A 16,536-nucleotide genomic window follows, 5' to 3' on the forward strand; every position below is an offset into this window, starting at 1 on the left:
GTGTCTTAGCTTGCTCACAAGGATCGGTAGGTCATGTGTTCGCGGCAGCCAATCGGTCAGTCTTGCGTGTCCCAGTCTTTCAAATCGGCATCGTGCGCAGAAAGACGGTCAGCGCGGCCAGCGTTTGTTCAGGTGCTTCGGTCATCTGCTGGTGGCCCACGGGCAGGCTGACCACCTGCACAGTTTTGCCAGCGCCGCGTGCTGCGTTGACCAGGCTTTGCGCGGATCTTGGCGGCGTCATCTGGTCTTGCGCGCCCAGCACAAACAGCACCGGGCAGGTGATGCGGGTGATCGCCTGCTCGCCGTTGCGGTAGCTGTCGCAGGCCACAAAACCGCGGTGAAACACGTTGACCTCCCGGTTGCTGGCCAGCACCCGCCGCGCCAGCGCGATGCTGGCACCATACACCCAGGTACCCGGCCCCAATGCCGACGGTGGCGGAGCCAGCGTGCTGCGTGAAAAAACGTTCACCAGTTTGATCGCCTCTTCGGGTGCGTTGATCGAGGCGTCCAGCAAAGTGGCCGACACCCGCATCGGGTGCGCCGTGCCGACCAGCACCAAATGGCTCACCCGTGCCCCCAGGCGCGCGGCTGCTTCGAGTGCAATCAGCGAGCCCCAGCTGTGACCCGCCAGCGCGGCGGTCTGCACCCCGGCGGCATCCAGCAGCGCGGCAATAAAGTCTGCCGCCTGCTCGACGCTGCTCGGCGCATCACCGCCGCTGCGGCAGTGGCCGGGCAGGTCGACGGCCAGCACGTTATAGCCATGGTGCGCCAGGCTGCGGCTTTGCAAGATCCACACGCTGTGGTCATTTAAAACCCCGTGGATCAACACCACCGTGGGCTGGGTCGCATCAAAGGGCTTGCCGCCGGTGTAGCAGTAGGTGGGCACATGGTTGACAGTGAGGTACATGGTCTAAGTCTTTTGTGTGATCAAATTGGCATCCAGCGCTTATCCATCATGCGGTAAATGCTATGCTATCTGATTAAATCGGGGTGTTGGCAGCGAACTGGAAGCATCGACTTGTCCCCGCTCAGGCGGCTTTCTCAGCGGCTTTGAGCGCACGCTTCAAGTCATCGATCAAGTCATCGGCATCCTCCAGCCCAATGCTCAGCCGGATCGTGCCCTGGGTGATGCCAGCTGCCACCAGCGCCGCGTCAGTCATACGGAAATGGGTGGTGCTGGCCGGGTGAATCACCAGGCTGCGGCAGTCGCCCACATTGGCCAGGTGGCTGAAGACTTTGAGGCTTTCCACAAACGCCTTGCCCTGCGTGCGACTGCCTTTCAGGTCAAAACTGAACACCGAGCCCGCACCGCGTGGCAACAGTTTCTGTGCCAGCGCATGGCTGGGGTGGTTTTCCAGCATCGGGTGGCCCACCCGCGCCACAAATGGCTGGCTCGTCAGGAACGTCACCACTTTCTGCGTGTTTTCCATGTGCCGTGCCATTCGCAGCGACAGCGTCTCCATGCCTTGCAAAATCAGCCAGGCCGAATGTGGGCTCAGGCAGGCACCAAAGTCGCGCAGGCCTTCGCGTCGCGCCCGCAGCAAGAACGCACCCACAGTGGACTCTTCCGAAAACACCATGTTGTGAAAGCCGTCGTAGGCTTGCGTCAGCTCGGGGAACCTGCCCGATGCGTCCCAGTCAAAGCTGCCACCGTCGATCACCAGCCCGCCAATCACCGTGCCGTGCCCACTCAAGAACTTGGTGGCCGAGTGGTAGATCAGGTCGGCACCGAGTTCAAACGGTTTGATCAGCCAGGGTGTGGTCAGGGTCGAGTCCACCAGCAGCGGCACGCCAGCGCCATGGGCGATTGCCGAGACCGTGGGAATGTCCAGCACGTCGAGCCCCGGGTTGCCCACCGTTTCGCCAAAAAACAGTCGGGTGTTGGGTCGCACGGCAGCTCGCCAGGCATCCATGTCACCGGGTTTGACAAAAGTGGTGTCGATGCCAAAGCGCTTGAGCGTGTAATTCAACAGGTTTTGCGACCCACCATATAGCGCCGTACTCGCCACGATGTGGCTGCCTGCCCCCATCAATGTGGCGATGCTCAGGTGCAGCGCCGCCTGGCCACTTGCCACGCTGATGGCGCCAATGCCGCCCTCGAGTGCGGCGATGCGTTGCTCCAGCACCGCGTTGGTTGGGTTGCTGATGCGGCTGTAAACATGCCCGGCACGCTCCAGATTAAATAGCGCGGCGGCGTGATCGCTGGATTCGAACACAAACGAGGTGCTGAGGTGAATCGGCACCGCGCGCGCACCGGTGCTGGGGTCTGGGGCGCTGCCGGCGTGCAGTGCCAGGGTGTCAAAACCGGGGTCGGAGTAACCAGGCATGGAAGTCCTCGGGTGGGCCAGTGAGCCGTTGGATAAAAAGTGGATTCTGCACGGCTTTGTTTGATTCAAACTAAAGGATCTGCAAATTCTGAAGGCAGAATGCACCATATCAGGGAGTAGTTATTGATGCGAACATTCACCCATACCCGTCAGTAGTCAGCCGTTCAGATGTCAAGCCACTGGATCGCGCAATTGGAAGGTTATCGCGGCTGGAAGCTGCGGCTTGCCATCGTGCTGGTGGCGGTGCTGCTGGCCGAGCTCATTGTGTCTGGCATGGGCTGGCTGCTCAAGGGTGAGGTCAGTTACGACTACCTGTTGACAGGACTGGTGGCAGCCAGCGTGGTGGCCCCGGTCACTTTGACGATGCTGACGCGCCTGCTTGATGAGCTGGCCATCAACCGGCAGCATGTGTTGCAGACCCATGCACGGGCGGAGTTCAACCTCAGCCTGGCCATCGACGCCGCCCAGATGGTGCTTTGGGAGCTTGACTTTGTGACCGGGCAGATTCGGGTTGACCGTAGCCGCCTGCCCTGGCTTGGTCTGGCAGCGGATACCCCGGTCAGCAACCTGCAACACTGGCTGGCCTTGCTCCACCCCGATGATCGCGCAACATTTGAAGCGCAGATGCGCCTGGCACGGCGCTCGATGGCAGGGGACTTTCGCCTGGAATACCGGATTGCCCATGCGCAGGGTGGCTGGAGTTGGGTTGTCACCCGGGGTCGGGCAGTGAGTCGGGACCAGCATGGAGCAGTGTTGACCGCCACCGGCGGAAGTCTGAATATCACGCCGCGCAAGGAGGCAGAACTGGCTCTGCGCGCCAGTGAACAAAAGAGCCACGACCTGAGTACGTTGTTGCGTCTGATCAGTGACAACGTGCCCGACATGATCTGGGCAAAGGACCTGCATAAACGCTATCTGTTTGCCAACAAGGCGATTTGTGACCAGTTGCTGTTTGCCGGCAGCACCGATGAGCCGCTTGGGCGCACCGACCTCGACTTTGCGCTGCGCGAGCGCAGCGCGCATCCGGACGATCCACAGTGGCACACCTTTGGTGAGCTGTGTCAGGACTCGGATACCTTGACTCTGGCCAACGGCAAAGCCTCGCAGTTTGACGAGTTTGGCAATGTGCGTGGCAAGTTCATGTTCCTGGATGTGCACAAGGCACCATTTGTGAATGATGCGGGTGAAGTCATTGGGGTGGTCGGCTCGGCACGCGACGTGACCGCACAAAAGGCGGCTGAAGACAAGTTGCGCCTGGCCTCACTGGTGCTGGAGAACAGCAGTGAGGCGATGATGGTCACCGACCCTGATAACGCCATTGTGGAAATCAACCCGGCCTTCACCCGTCTGACAGGCTACAGCCGCGACGAGGTGCTGGGCAAGAACCCCGCCATGCTGCACTCCGGGCGACAAACGGCGGCCTTCTACCGCGACATGTGGCACCAGATCGATGCCACCGGCCATTGGCAGGGCGAGTTGTGGAACCGGCGCAAGGATGGCAGTTGTTACGCGCAATGGCAAACCATCAGCACCATCCGGCACGGGGACGGTTCCGTGCAATGCCGGGTTGGCCTGTTTTCCGACATCACCGACAAAAAACTGGCCCAGGAGGTGATCTGGTCCCAGGCCAATTTTGACCCGTTGACCAAGCTGCCCAATCGCAGCATGTTCCAAGATCGCTTGTCCCAGGAGCTCAAGAAAACGCAGCGTACCGGGCACAAGCTGGCGTTGCTGTTCATCGATCTGGATAATTTCAAGGAGGTGAATGACACCTTGGGGCATGATGCCGGTGACCTGCTGCTGGTGGAGGCCGCCCAGCGCATTGCCAACTGCGTGCGTGACTCGGACACCGTGGCTCGTTTGGGCGGCGACGAGTTCACGGTGATCCTGTCGAGCATTGACGACCCGGGCCGGGTTGAGCTGATCGCCCAGAACATTCTTCAGTCGCTGTTGTGCCCCTGCGCGCTGGGGGACGAAGTGGTCAACATCTCGGCCAGCATTGGCATCGCCATGTACCCGGACGATGCGACCAGCCTGGAAGAGTTGCTCAAGGACGCTGACCGCGCCATGTATGCGGCCAAGAATGCCGGTCGCAACCGATTCAGTTACTACACCCAGGCCATGCAGGTATTCGCCCTGGAGCGGCAGCACATGCTTCATGATTTGCGGGGTGCTTTGCAAAACGGTCAATTGCAACTGCATTTTCAGCCGATCGTGGATTTGCGAAGTGGCAGGTTACACAAAGTTGAAGCGCTGTTGCGCTGGTTGCATCCGCAGCGGGGGATGGTCAGCCCGAGCGAGTTCATCCCGCTGGCAGAAGAGTCCGGCTTGATCCACAGCATTGGCAACTGGGTCTTTGGTGAGGCCGCACGCCAGGCCAAACGGTGGCGTCAGCGCTATGGGCGCGCGTTCCAGATCAGCCTGAATGTGTCACCCATGCAACTGTTACAGGCAGACGTGCACCGTATTGGCCCACGCAACCGGCTTGATGGCGGCGGCTTCAACAGCCAGTGTTTTGTCATTGAGATCAGCGAGAAGCTGTTGCAAAGCGAGGCGGCAGGGGTCAGTGAAAAGTTGCAGGAGTTTCGCGATGCCGGGGTGCAAGTGGCGATTGACGACTTTGGTGACGGCTATGCCTCGCTGTTTCAGCTGAAAAAGCGGCACATCGACTATTTCAAGATTGAAAAAACCTTTATCCAGCAACTTGCCAGTGGTGAGGGTGACAGGGCACTGGCCACGGCGATTGTGGTGATGGCGCATCGTCTTGAGCTGAAGGTGATTGCCGAGGGCGTTGAAACCATCGAACAACACCAGCTCTTGCTGGCCATGGGTTGCGACTTTGCCCAGGGGTTCTACTATGCCAAACCGCTGGCCGCCAACGAAGTCGAAACCTTGCTGGAGCAGGATTCGCTGCTGTGCCAGCCAGCACTTGATGGTGAGCACTGGGTTGTCTAGTAACATCATCTTGACGGCGCCACCTTTGCCATTAAGATGAATGGGTCAGTCGCACCGTTTGCAATTGCTCCTATCGAACACGAGGAAATCCATGAAAGTCAGTGATATTTTGCGCATCAAGGGCAGCACACTTTACACCGCCAACCCGGATGAATCCCTGATCAAGGCGCTTGGTCTGATGGCTGAGCGTGACATCGGCTCACTGGTGGTGATGGAGCATGGTGACCTGGTGGGTATGCTGACCGTGCGCGAACTCACCCAGGTGCTGGTCAAGATGGGGGGCAACATTGCCAGCACCATTGTGCGTACCGCCATGGACGATCACCCGCTGACCTGTACCATGGAGACCGACATGGACGAAGTGCGCCGCATGATGCTCGACCGCCACGCCCGCTACATGCCGGTGATGGACAAGCGCATGCTCATGGGCGTGATCAGTTTTCACGACGTGGCGCGGGCGGTGGTTGACAGCCAGAATTTTGAGAACAAGATGCTCAAGGCCTACATCCACGACTGGCCCGAGGGCGAAGCAAGCGATGGCGCGCCCACGCTCTAGTTGCTGCGCGCAGCGTGGCATTGACCGCTCTGGGATAATCGCCACCCATGAGCGGAAACACCTTTGGAACCTTATTCACCGTCACCAATTTTGGTGAATCCCACGGCCCGGCCATTGGCTGCGTGATAGACGGTTGTCCGCCCGGCATGGCGCTGTGCGAAGCCGACATCCAGGCCGATCTGGATCGTCGCAAACCCGGTCAGAACCGCTTTGTAACCCAGCGCAAGGAGCCCGATGAGGTCGAAATCCTCTCTGGCGTGTACCAGGGTACGACCACCGGTACGCCAATCTGTCTGTTGATCAGAAACACCGACCAGCGCAGCAAGGACTATGGCGACATCGTGCAGACCTTTCGTCCAGGTCACGCCGATTACGCCTATTTTCAGAAATACGGCCTTCGTGACCCGCGTGGCGGTGGCCGCTCCAGCGCAAGGCTGACCGCGCCCTCGGTGGCTGCGGGTGCGGTGGCAAAGAAATGGTTGTTTGAGAAATTCGGAACCGTCTTTCGTGGCTGCATGACGCAGATTGGCAGCGTGCCGATTGGTTTCGAGTCCTGGGAGCATGTGCCCAACAATCCGTTTTTTGCCCCGGTGGCTGACGTGAGCACGCTGGAGGACTACATGAACACGCTGCGCAAGCATGGCGACTCGTGTGGTGCGCGACTGCGCGTCAGTGCGTCCAACGTGCCCGTGGGTCTGGGCGAGCCGCTGTACGACAAGATGGACGCCGACATTGCCTACGCGATGATGGGCATCAACGCGGTCAAAGGGGTGGAAATTGGTGCCGGCTTTGCCTGTGTGGCGGCACTCGGCAGCACGCATGGCGATGCGCTGACGCGCAACGGCTTCATCGGCAACAATGCGGGCGGCACGCTCGGGGGCATCACCTCCGGGCAAGACCTCGAGGTATCGGTGGCGGTCAAACCGACCAGTTCGATTTTGATCCCGCGTGATTCCATCGATACCACCGGTCAGCCCACCGAAGTGGTCACCAAAGGCAGGCACGACCCCTGTGTGGGCATTCGTGCCACCCCGATTCTGGAGGCCATGCTGGCGCTGGTGGTGATGGACCATGCGCTGCGCCACCGGGCGCAGTGTGGCAATGTGCAGTCCGGCCTGGCACCCATTGCCGCGCAAGTCTGAATTTCGTAAAAATGTGGTTCTAGCCAATATTCAGCATGCGCTGGAAGCTATCAAAAGTATTGTGATAGCGGATACGTGAAACCGCCAAACCAAGAGAGCGACCATGAAAATCCCTGAGCTGCTAGCACCTGCCGGCTCGCTGGCCATGCTGCAAACCGCGCTGTCCTTTGGTGCCAACGCCATCTATGCCGGCCAGCCACGCTACAGTCTGCGCGTGCGCAACAACGACTTTGGCGACATCGAGGTGCTCAAACAAGGCATCGACACCACCCATGCCAAAGGCGCGAAGTTTTTTCTGGTGAGCAATATCTTTCCGCACGGCAACAAGATCCGCCATTACATCGACAACATGGCACCGGTGATCGCCTTGAAGCCTGACGCCATGATCATGTCCGACCCCGGTCTGATCATGATGGTGCGTGAGACATGGCCCGAGATGGAAATCCACTTGTCGGTACAGTCCAACACCGTCAACTCGGCGGCGGTGAAATTCTGGCAAAAGGTGGGGCTCAAACGCATCATCCTGTCGCGCGAGCTGTCGCTCGATCAGGTGGAAGAAATCCGCCAGGCCTGCCCCGACATGGAGCTTGAAGTATTTGTGCACGGCGCGCTGTGCATTGCCTACTCGGGGCGCTGCCTGCTCTCTGGCTATTTCAACCACCGCGACGCCAATCAAGGCAGCTGCACCAACTCCTGCCGCTGGGACTACAAGACGCAAAAGGGTGTGGTCGATGCCTCGGGCGACGTGCTGACCCAGGCGGCCGCGCGTGAGCGCGAGCAGGACGCGATCGAACGCGCGCCCGAGGCCGATAAGGTTTACATGATTGAAGAAAGTCAGCGCGAAGGCAGTTACATGCCGATCGAAGAAGACGAGCACGGGACTTATGTGATGAACAGCAAGGACCTGCGCGCGGTGGAACACATCAAGCGGCTGGTGGAGATCGGCGTGGATTCGCTCAAGATTGAGGGTCGCACCAAAAGCCCGTATTACGTCGCGCGCACGGTGCAGACGTATCGGCGCGCCATTGACGACGCGGTAGCCGGGCGCGAACTTGACCCGGCGCTGCTCGGGCAACTGGAAGGCCTGGCCAACCGGGGCTACACCAGCGGTTTTTTTCAACGCCACACGCCGGAGGCCACGCAGAATTATTTGCGCGGTTATTCCGAGTCCGGCCGCAGCCTGTATGTGGGTGATGCGCTTGAATTCGATCCGCTGCGCGGACTGATGAAGGTCAATGTGCGCAACCGCTTTGCCGTGGGTGACTGGCTGGAGATCATCCAGCCTGGCGGCAATCAGGATGTGCGGTTGACGTCGATGGAAAATCTGGACGCCCAACCGATGACCGTGGCACCCGGTAGCGGCCACACGGTGTGGCTGCCCTTGCCTGAGAGCGCGGTGGGAGCGTTTGTGGCGCGCTACGTTAACCCGCCAGAGGTCGCTCACACATCGGGTGATGGTGTTTTAAGCCTCTAGCGATTATTTTATATAGATAGATTGCTATTGAAATGAATGTACTGAATGTCCTGCCAGACGAGGTGGAACTGAACGCCATCCGCGCCCAGGGGGCGGGCGGACAGAATGTCAACAAGGTGTCCAGCGCCATTCATCTGCGGTTTGACATTGGCGCATCCAGTCTGCCCGATGATGTCAAGGCACGGCTGCTGGCCTTGCGCGACAGTCGCATCACCCAGGATGGTGTGCTGGTGATCAAGGCGCAGAGTCACCGCACACAAGAGGCCAACAAGTTTGACGCGCTGGCGCGCCTGCATGAACTGGTCAACAGCGTGGCGCGTCCGCCCAAAATGCGTCGTCCGACTCATCCCACACAAGCCTCCAGGCGGCGCTTGCGTGACCATAAAGTCCAGCTTTCCCAGATCAAGACCCAGCGTGCCCGGGTGGGGTATGAGACCTGAACCGGCGGCTGGCATGTCGTTTCTGCGAATCGCCCAGATCGAGGGACATTTTTTTCGGCGTTACCCACGATTGCTTCTGGCAGCGGCCGTGGTGGCGCTGATTCCGGCGCTTTATGTGCTGATTTATCTGTCCAGCGTGTGGGATCCGGCCGCCAAGACGGGTGCCTTGCCGGTGGCGATCGTCAATCTGGACAGCGGGGCGGCGTTGGCCGGCATTTTCGCTGCTGCCAAGGCCTGTTTTGTCGGGCACTGGCGTTTTGTCAAATCGTCGTTGTTGCGACCGTCGCTCGATTTGTAGCGATGGTGAACGGTTTTCTGCGCCGGCCGCTGTTGGGCGGAGGGTGGTGGACCGGATAATCGAGTCAAGCAGAACGGCGACCCATGAATCCATACGACTTACGACACACTTTAGGGCTGATCATGGGTCATGTTTGGTGGTGCCGGTTGGCCTTGAGCCTGCTGTTGGCTCTGATGCAACTGGCCCGCGTGGCGGTGGCAGCCCTGCCACTGGATGCTGCGCCGCTGGCGACACCCGTCAGCCGTGTGGTGACGTTTTGTGTTGACCCTGACTGGCCACCGTTTGAACAGATCGACGCGCAGGGTCAGCATGTCGGGATCGCGGCCGACCTGCTCAAGCTCGTGGCGCAGCGCAGCGGTCTGGCTTTGCAGCTGCTGCCGACCAAAGACTGGGACGATAGCCTGGCAGCCTCGCAGGCCGGGCGCTGCGAGGTGATGAGTTTTTTGAACCAGAGCCCCAAACGCGATGGCTGGCTGTTGTTCACCAACCCGGTGCTGGTCGATGAAAACGTGCTGATCACCCGCGAAGAGCACGGCTTTGTGTCGGATCTGTCCTCGCTGTCTGACGAAACCATGGTGCTGCCCAAAGGCACCTCGGTGGAGGAGCGCCTGCGCCGCGACTACCCGAATCTGAACATTGTGCTGGTGGACAGCGAAGCGCAAGCCCTCAAGCTGGTTTCCGAACGCCAGGCCGACCTGACCATGCGCTCGCTGATTGTGGCGGCTGACACCATCAGGAATCAGGGCTGGTTCAACCTGAAGATTGCGGGCCAGGTGCCCAACTATGGCAATCAGCTGCGCATTGGGGTGGTCAAGTCGCAAGCTTCCTTGCTTGGGCTTCTGAACGCCGGTGTGGCAAGCATCACCCCGGTCGAGCGACAAAAAATCATTGACCAGCATATCGCCATCAAGGTGGTCAATCCGATCAACTACCGCTTGCTCGGTTGGCTGGCAGCGGTATGGTTCACAGCGATGCTCACCAGCGCCTACTGGATCCGGCGCTTGCGCCGGGTTAACGCCGAGCTGCAGAAACTGTCACTGACCGATGCACTCACCGGTCTGCGCAATCGCACCGGTTTTGATGCCTTGTACCAGCATGAGCTGGCGCGCTCACGCCGTCAAAAGCAGGCGTTGTCGGTGGTGCTGGTGGACATCGATTTTTTCAAGCGCATCAATGATGAGCTGGGGCACCCCGAGGGTGACCGGGTGCTGCAGGAAGTCGCCGCGCTGCTGCGCGAGACTGCCCGCGGCATTGACCACATCCTGCGCTGGGGTGGCGAAGAGTTCTTGCTGCTGTGCCCGGCCACCTCACCAGAGCAGGCACAGCGACTGGCCGAGCGGCTGGTGCAGGCGGCGCGGACGCGTGACTTCAGGATCGGCCGTCCTTTGACACTCAGTGCGGGCGTGGCCACGTTGGAGTTGCACGACCAACCAGGCGATATGTTTGAGCAGGTGGATGGCGCGCTCTACCAGGCCAAAGCCCAGGGTCGCGACCGGGTGGTGGCGGCAAACCGACGCCAAGGGGACAACTGATGGCCATGATCCAATGGTTCCCTGGCCATATGCACCTGACGCAAAAGGCCATTGCCGAACGCATCAAGAACATTGACGTGGTGATTGAACTGCTCGATGCACGCCTGCCCGCCTCCAGTGCCAACCCGATGCTGGCACAGCTGACCCATGGCAGGCCGACGCTGAAGGTATTGAACAAGCAGGATCTGGCTGACCCGGACTGCACACAACTGTGGCTGGGGCACTTCAACGCCTTGCCCGGTACCCGCGCCCTAGCGCTGGATGCCAGTGCTGCTGCACCGGCCAAAGCCCTGATTGCCGCCTGCCATGACCTCGCGCCCACCCGGGGTGGCATGGCCAAGCCGATGCGGGTGTTGATTTGTGGCATTCCCAATGTTGGCAAGTCCACCCTGATCAACACCCTGACGGGACGGCGCGCAGCCAAGACGGGTGACGAAGCCGGTGTCACCAAGCTGGAGCAGCGTATTGCCTTGGCCCCCGACTTCTACCTGTACGACACACCCGGTATGCTGTGGCCACGCATCATCGTGGCCAAAAGTGGCTATAACCTGGCGGCCAGCGGCGCGGTGGGACGCAATGCGTTTGACGAGCAGGAAGTGGCGCTGGAGCTGTTGGACTATCTGCGCCAGCACTACCCGACGCAGCTGGAAGCACGTTTCAAGCTGCAGTCGGTGGCGACCATGAGCGATGAGCAGTTGCTTGAAGCGATTGGCCGCCAGCGCGGTGCTTTGCAGGGTGGGCAGAGGGTCAATCTGCAAAAGGCCGCCGAGATTGCCATTTTTGACTTTCGATCGGCCGTGATCGGTCGCATCAGCCTGGAAACACCAACAGAGTTTGCGCAGTGGCTGGCGGCGGGCCAGACGCTGGATGCGCAGCGCCAGCGCAAGAAAGACGCGATCGAGCTTGACCGCAAGATCCGTTTCCGGCAGTTGCCAAGGCCTGATGTGCGCGGAGCCTTCAAATGAAGTTGAAACTGCCGGTCTTTCCAGAAAAAAACGATCCCCGGCCGCTGGTGATTTATCACGGCAATCATTGCCCCGACGGGTTCGCCGCAGCACTGGCGGCCTGGCTCTATTTTGGTGGACAAGCCGAGTTTGTAGGTCTGGACCATGACGATGTGCGTACGGTGGAGGATTTACCCGAACTCAGGGCGAGGGCGGTTTATGTCCTGGACTTTGCGTTCTCTGAGGCGGTTTTGCGGGATGTTGATTGCCGTGCGGCCAAGCTGGTTCTGCTTGATCACCACTTGAGCGCCGCTGAAAAACTGTCCGGTTTCCAGTGTCGCTGCGGGGCAGTGCACTTTGATGTCGAGAAGGCGGGTGCGCGCCTGGCCTGGGAATTTTTTTACCCGGATGAACCCTTGCCCGATCTGGTTCGTTATGTGGAAGACCGTGACATCTGGGTCTGGCAGTATCCTGAAAGCTCAAGTTTCCTGGCCTCACTGGACATGGAGCCGTTTGAGTTTGCCCGCTGGCATGCAATTGCCAAACTTGACGCAACCGGCCTTGCGGCCTATATCACCCGTGGTGAAGCGATGGACGCCAAATTCAAGCAGTTGGCGGTCCAGATTGCACAGCAGGCGCACACCTTGCGTTTCAACGGTGTTGACGGTTGGATGGTGAATGCGCCAGGTGTTTTCCACAGTGAGGTGGGTCACCTGCTGTGCCAGCGATCAGGCAGTTTCGCCCTGATGTGGACACTTGACCGCAAGGGGCAGGTCAAATGTGGTCTGCGCTCCCGCGGCAACTTCAGTTGCATCGCGCTGGCTGAGAGCATGGGCGGTGGCGGGCACGCCCAGGCCGCAGCGTTCAGAATGCCCTACCAGCGCCTGACCGAAATGCTGGGCGGCACGCTGAATGCCTGAGAGCGAGGGCTCTCAGTCCAATCCCAGCAGCTGGGCCAGTGGCGCGGTTTCCAAGGCGCCGTTGTGACTCACCACCTCGCCGGTGCGACGGTTCTTGGCCAGCACAAAAGGCACCGAATCCACGCCCAGCGAAACCAGCAATTGCGTGTTGGCTTTGACAGCCTGCTCCAGCTCGGGCGCAATGCTGCTCGACGCCGACATGCCACCGGTGCCGGCAAGCAGGGAAGTTTCGTGTGCTGTCATGGCTTCGACCGGGTTGGCGGCCGACATCAAGGCGGCAGCCTGCGCCAGGCTTTTGCCTGCGTTGAACGCAATGGGTACCCAGACAAATTTGACCTTGCTGTGCAGCGGTAACGAGGCATTCCAGAGGTGACCGCAATGTGGGCATTGTGGGTCGAACAACACGTACACCGGCTGAGCACTCATCAACGCACCCACGGTAAACCCTTTGGCGGTGGCGGCAACGGTGTCGTAACTGTTGGCACCGATGGGAGCCGCCGCAGTGGCGGCGGCAGGCGGAGCGTCGCCCTTGGAGCAGGCACCAAGCCCACAGGCCAGACCAGCGATCAAGGCCAGCGTCAGAGTGATAGATTTCAATTGGTTTCCTTCAAACAAGTGAACATTGCCGCTATTTTCGCAGCGATGCCACCGGTCTGCATGAAACCGGTCAAACCGCAATGGCGGCCTGTGCTGCGGCGAGTCGCGCGATCGGCACCCGGTACGGCGAGCAGCTCACATAGTCCAGACCGGCACGGTGGAAAAACGCCACTGAGGCGGGATCGCCCCCGTGTTCGCCGCAGACCCCGACCTCGATGTGGGGGCGCACACTGCGGCCTTTCTGCACCGCCATCTGCACCAGCATGCCAACCCCGGACTGGTCGATACTGCGAAACGGGTCCTGGTCGTACACACCGTTCTTGAGGTAGTCCGGCAAGAACTTGGCCGCGTCGTCGCGTGAGAACCCCAGCGTCATCTGCGTCAGGTCGTTGGTGCCGAACGAGAAAAATTCGGCCACTTTGCCAATGCTGTCGGCCACCAGGGCGGCACGCGGCGTCTCGATCATGGTGCCCAACAGGTAGGGCAAGACCTCACCCCGTTCGGCAAACACGGCGTCAGCCACGCGCCGGATCACAGCCGCCTGCAGGTTGAATTCGCGTGCTGTGCCCACCAGCGGGACCATGATTTCGGCCTTGACATCGATGCCCCTGGCGCGCATGTTCAGCCCCGCCTCCAAAATGGCGCGCGCCTGCATTTCGGTGATTTCGGGGTAGCTGATGCCCAGCCGGCAGCCGCGGTGCCCCATCATCGGGTTGAACTCGTGCAACTCGTCCACCCGCATCTTGATCTTGCCCAGCGACACCCGCATGTCAGCCGCCATCACGCGCTGTGACGCGTCGTCCTGCGGTACAAACTCGTGCAGCGGCGGGTCGAGCAGGCGAATGGTGACGGGCAAGCCGTTCATGGCGGCAAACAGGCCTTCAAAATCACCGCGCTGTATCGGCAGCAGCTTGGCCAGCGCTTTGCGGCGACCGGCCTCGTCGTCAGCCAGAATCATCTCGCGCACCGCCACGATGCGCTCGCCCTCAAAAAACATGTGCTCGGTACGGCATAACCCAATGCCGGTGGCACCAAAACTGTGGGCCATGCGGGCTTCTTCCGGGGTGTCGGCATTGGTGCGGACTTCCAGGCGTTTGTAGCGGTCGCTCAGGGCCATCAGGCGGCCAAAATCGCCACTGAGCTCGGCCTCTTTGGTGGTGAGTTTTCCCTCGAACACCTCGCCGGTCGAGCCGTTGAGCGAAATCCAGTCGCCCTCAGCGTAGTCCACGGCGCCGATGGTCATGGTACGGGCTTTCATGTCGACGTGCACGGCCCCTGCGCCCGAGACACAGCACTTGCCCATGCCACGCGCCACCACGGCGGCGTGCGAGGTCATGCCGCCGCGCGCCGTCAGAATGCCTTTGGCCACGCTCATGCCGCGCAGGTCTTCGGGGGAGGTTTCCTGGCGTACCAGAATCACGGCTTTGCCCTTTTTGGCCCAGGCTTCGGCTTCGTCAGCAAAAAACACGATCTGACCGGTGGCTGCACCGGGTGATGCCGGCAGGCCCCGCGCAATGGGCACGGCAGACGCCAGCGCCTTGGGGTCAAAAATGGGGTGCAGCAGTTCGTTGAGCCGGTCCGGGCTGACACGCTGCAGCGCGGTCTTTTCGTCGATCATGCCTTGCTGCAGCATCTCCATGGCGATGCGCACCATGGCCGCGCCGGTGCGTTTGCCATTGCGGGTTTGCAGCATCCAGAGCTTGCCCTCCTGGATGGTGAACTCGATGTCCTGCATGTCCTTGAAGTGGTTTTCCAGCGTGGTCTCAAAGTGCAAGAGCTGTGCGTAAATCTCAGGCATCAGCTCTTCCAGCGACGGGAAACTGTGCGCCCGCTCGGCCTCGTTCACCTGTGCCAGTTCAGCCCAGCGGCGTGAACCCAGCAGCGACACCTGCTGCGGCGTGCGCACCCCCGCGACCACGTCTTCGCCCTGTGCGTTGACCAGAAACTCGCCGTTGAACAGGTCCTCACCGGTGCCCGCATCACGCGAGAACGCCACTCCAGTGGCGCTGTGGTCACCCAGATTGCCAAACACCATGGCCTGCACGTTGACGGCCGTGCCCCAGGACTGCGGAATGTCGTTGAGCTCGCGGTAAACCCGGGCCCGGTCGTTGTTCCAGCTCTCAAACACCGCCCAGATAGCACCCCACAGCTGTTCCCAGGGGTCAGTCGGAAAGTCATGGCCGGTGCGGGCACGGATCAGCGATTTGAAACGTTGCACCAGTTCTTGGAGGTCGTTGGCATCGAGGTCGGTATCGAGCTGCACGCCGCGTTTTTCCTTGAGCATGTCAATGATGACCTCAAACGGGTCGTGCTCTTCCTTGGACGATGGTTTCAGATTCATCACCACGTCGCCGTACATCTGGATGAAGCGGCGGTACGAGTCCCACGCAAAGCGTTCGTTATTCGCCTTTGCAGCCAGGCCCAACACGGCCTGATCGTTGAGCCCCAAGTTCAAAATGGTGTCCATCATGCCGGGCATCGAGGCGCGTGCCCCCGAGCGCACTGACAGCAACAAGGGATTGGTGGCGTCGCCAAACTTGCGGCCCATTTCGGCCTCTACAAAAGCCACACCCTGCAACACCTGCGCCTCGATCAGCGCCAGCACCGGCGCGCGTCCGCGCTGGGTGAACCCGGTGCAGGCCTCGGTGCTGATGGTGAAGCCCGAGGGCACCGCAATACCGAGTCGGCACATCTCGGCCAGGTTGGCCCCTTTGCCGCCCAGCAGATTCTTCATCTCGGCACCACCTTCGGTGCGGCCGCTGCCAAAAAGATAGACAAATTTGGATGATGCGTTCATGCTGCGTCTCCTGAGTTGAACAATCAATCAGTCAACGGGACGGCACCCATGCATGCGTTGTCGAGCAGGGCACCTGGCCCCGTCAAGCGCAGTATCTACCTGTGAACCAGCAGCGTCAAGTGCGCTGAGTCAGCAAAAACGCTGCCAGCTTCTTGTCGGTGTTCATGATGTGCCCGACCAGCCAGCCATTGAGGAATGACAACAGGTCTTCGCGTGAAATCGGGGTACCGGTTCTCAGACCTTCCCGGACGGCGACCACCTTGGCCGAAAAACTCCGGTGTTGCTGATGGTGGGCGGCGGCCTCTTCGGGATGGGCCCCGGTGTAATGGTACTGCGCCATCAACTCCTCTTCGGTTTCAAAGTGGTAGATGGCATAGCTCAACAGGTCGCGTGTGATTTGCTCCAGCAGTGCCGCATCTCGATTTCCCGCGAGCTGCACCCCAGCATCATTGATGGTTTTGACCAGAATGCGGTGTTGGTCGTCGATTTCATCGACGCCGGTAACCAGGTCGGTGCTCCAGATGATGGGGTCGTGGCTGTGCATGGTGTCTCCT

14 protein-coding genes are annotated in these 16,536 nt (G+C 60.4%); 9 read left to right on the top strand and 5 right to left on the bottom strand.

What is annotated here, in order from left to right; genetic code table 11:
* Positions 1-79: 79 nt before the first annotated feature.
* Complete coding sequence (locus tag KBF66_RS03500; RefSeq protein WP_296652297.1) at positions 80-907, bottom strand: alpha/beta hydrolase; 828 nt, start codon at positions 905-907, stop codon at positions 80-82.
* A gap of 121 nt (positions 908-1,028) precedes the next feature.
* Entirely contained in the window at positions 1,029-2,327 is a 1,299-nt protein-coding gene (locus KBF66_RS03505) for an O-acetylhomoserine aminocarboxypropyltransferase (RefSeq protein ID WP_296652299.1), read from the bottom strand.
* A gap of 168 nt (positions 2,328-2,495) precedes the next feature.
* On the opposite strand from KBF66_RS03505, the gene KBF66_RS03510 reads away from it, so the two are divergent.
* The 9 genes from KBF66_RS03510 (at position 2,496) to KBF66_RS03550 (ending at position 12,588) form a co-directional block, all read left to right on the top strand.
* Positions 2,496-5,282, top strand: a complete 2,787-nt coding sequence (locus tag KBF66_RS03510) for an EAL domain-containing protein (RefSeq protein ID WP_296652302.1) — start codon at positions 2,496-2,498, stop codon at positions 5,280-5,282.
* A gap of 91 nt (positions 5,283-5,373) precedes the next feature.
* Entirely contained in the window at positions 5,374-5,838 is a 465-nt protein-coding gene (locus KBF66_RS03515; protein WP_296652305.1) for a CBS domain-containing protein, read from the top strand.
* A gap of 47 nt (positions 5,839-5,885) precedes the next feature.
* Positions 5,886-6,980: a chorismate synthase gene (gene aroC, locus KBF66_RS03520; protein ID WP_296652308.1), complete on the top strand. Its 1,095-nt coding sequence runs from the start codon at positions 5,886-5,888 to the stop codon at positions 6,978-6,980.
* A gap of 103 nt (positions 6,981-7,083) precedes the next feature.
* Complete coding sequence (yegQ, locus tag KBF66_RS03525; RefSeq protein ID WP_296652311.1) at positions 7,084-8,454, top strand: tRNA 5-hydroxyuridine modification protein YegQ; 1,371 nt, start codon at positions 7,084-7,086, stop codon at positions 8,452-8,454.
* A 32-nt stretch (positions 8,455-8,486) separates the two neighbouring features.
* Entirely contained in the window at positions 8,487-8,894 is a 408-nt protein-coding gene (gene arfB, locus KBF66_RS03530) for an alternative ribosome rescue aminoacyl-tRNA hydrolase ArfB (protein WP_296652314.1), read from the top strand.
* 13 nt (positions 8,895-8,907) lie between these two features.
* Positions 8,908-9,192, top strand: coding sequence for a hypothetical protein (locus KBF66_RS03535; RefSeq protein WP_296652317.1), 285 nt, complete (start codon positions 8,908-8,910; stop codon positions 9,190-9,192).
* 83 nt (positions 9,193-9,275) lie between these two features.
* On the top strand, positions 9,276-10,724 hold the full coding sequence (locus tag KBF66_RS03540; RefSeq protein ID WP_296652319.1) for a diguanylate cyclase: 1,449 nt from the start codon (positions 9,276-9,278) through the stop codon (positions 10,722-10,724).
* Entirely contained in the window at positions 10,724-11,689 is a 966-nt protein-coding gene (gene ylqF / locus KBF66_RS03545) for a ribosome biogenesis GTPase YlqF (RefSeq protein WP_296652321.1), read from the top strand. The genes KBF66_RS03540 and ylqF overlap by 1 nt, the downstream gene beginning before the upstream one ends.
* The gene (locus KBF66_RS03550; RefSeq protein WP_296652324.1) at positions 11,686-12,588 is read left to right on the top strand and encodes a DHHA1 domain-containing protein; all 903 of its coding nucleotides are present in this window, start codon (positions 11,686-11,688) and stop codon (positions 12,586-12,588) included. Before ylqF ends, KBF66_RS03550 begins: the two co-directional genes overlap by 4 nt.
* 12 nt (positions 12,589-12,600) lie before the next feature.
* On the opposite strand, the gene KBF66_RS03555 is transcribed toward KBF66_RS03550, so the two are convergent.
* From KBF66_RS03555 to KBF66_RS03565, 3 genes are all read right to left on the bottom strand, one after another.
* Complete coding sequence (locus tag KBF66_RS03555; protein WP_296652326.1) at positions 12,601-13,185, bottom strand: DsbC family protein; 585 nt, start codon at positions 13,183-13,185, stop codon at positions 12,601-12,603.
* Between the two features lie 70 nt (positions 13,186-13,255).
* Positions 13,256-15,982 (bottom strand): pyruvate, phosphate dikinase, encoded by a 2,727-nt coding sequence (ppdK, locus tag KBF66_RS03560; RefSeq protein ID WP_296652330.1) that lies wholly within the window; start codon positions 15,980-15,982, stop codon positions 13,256-13,258.
* 115 nt (positions 15,983-16,097) lie between these two features.
* Complete coding sequence (locus KBF66_RS03565; RefSeq protein WP_296652333.1) at positions 16,098-16,526, bottom strand: bacteriohemerythrin; 429 nt, start codon at positions 16,524-16,526, stop codon at positions 16,098-16,100.
* Positions 16,527-16,536 lie beyond the last annotated feature (10 nt).

The sequence above is a fragment of the Rhodoferax sp. genome (assembly GCF_018063565.1).
Classification (GTDB): Bacteria; Pseudomonadota; Gammaproteobacteria; order Burkholderiales; family Burkholderiaceae_C; genus Rhodoferax.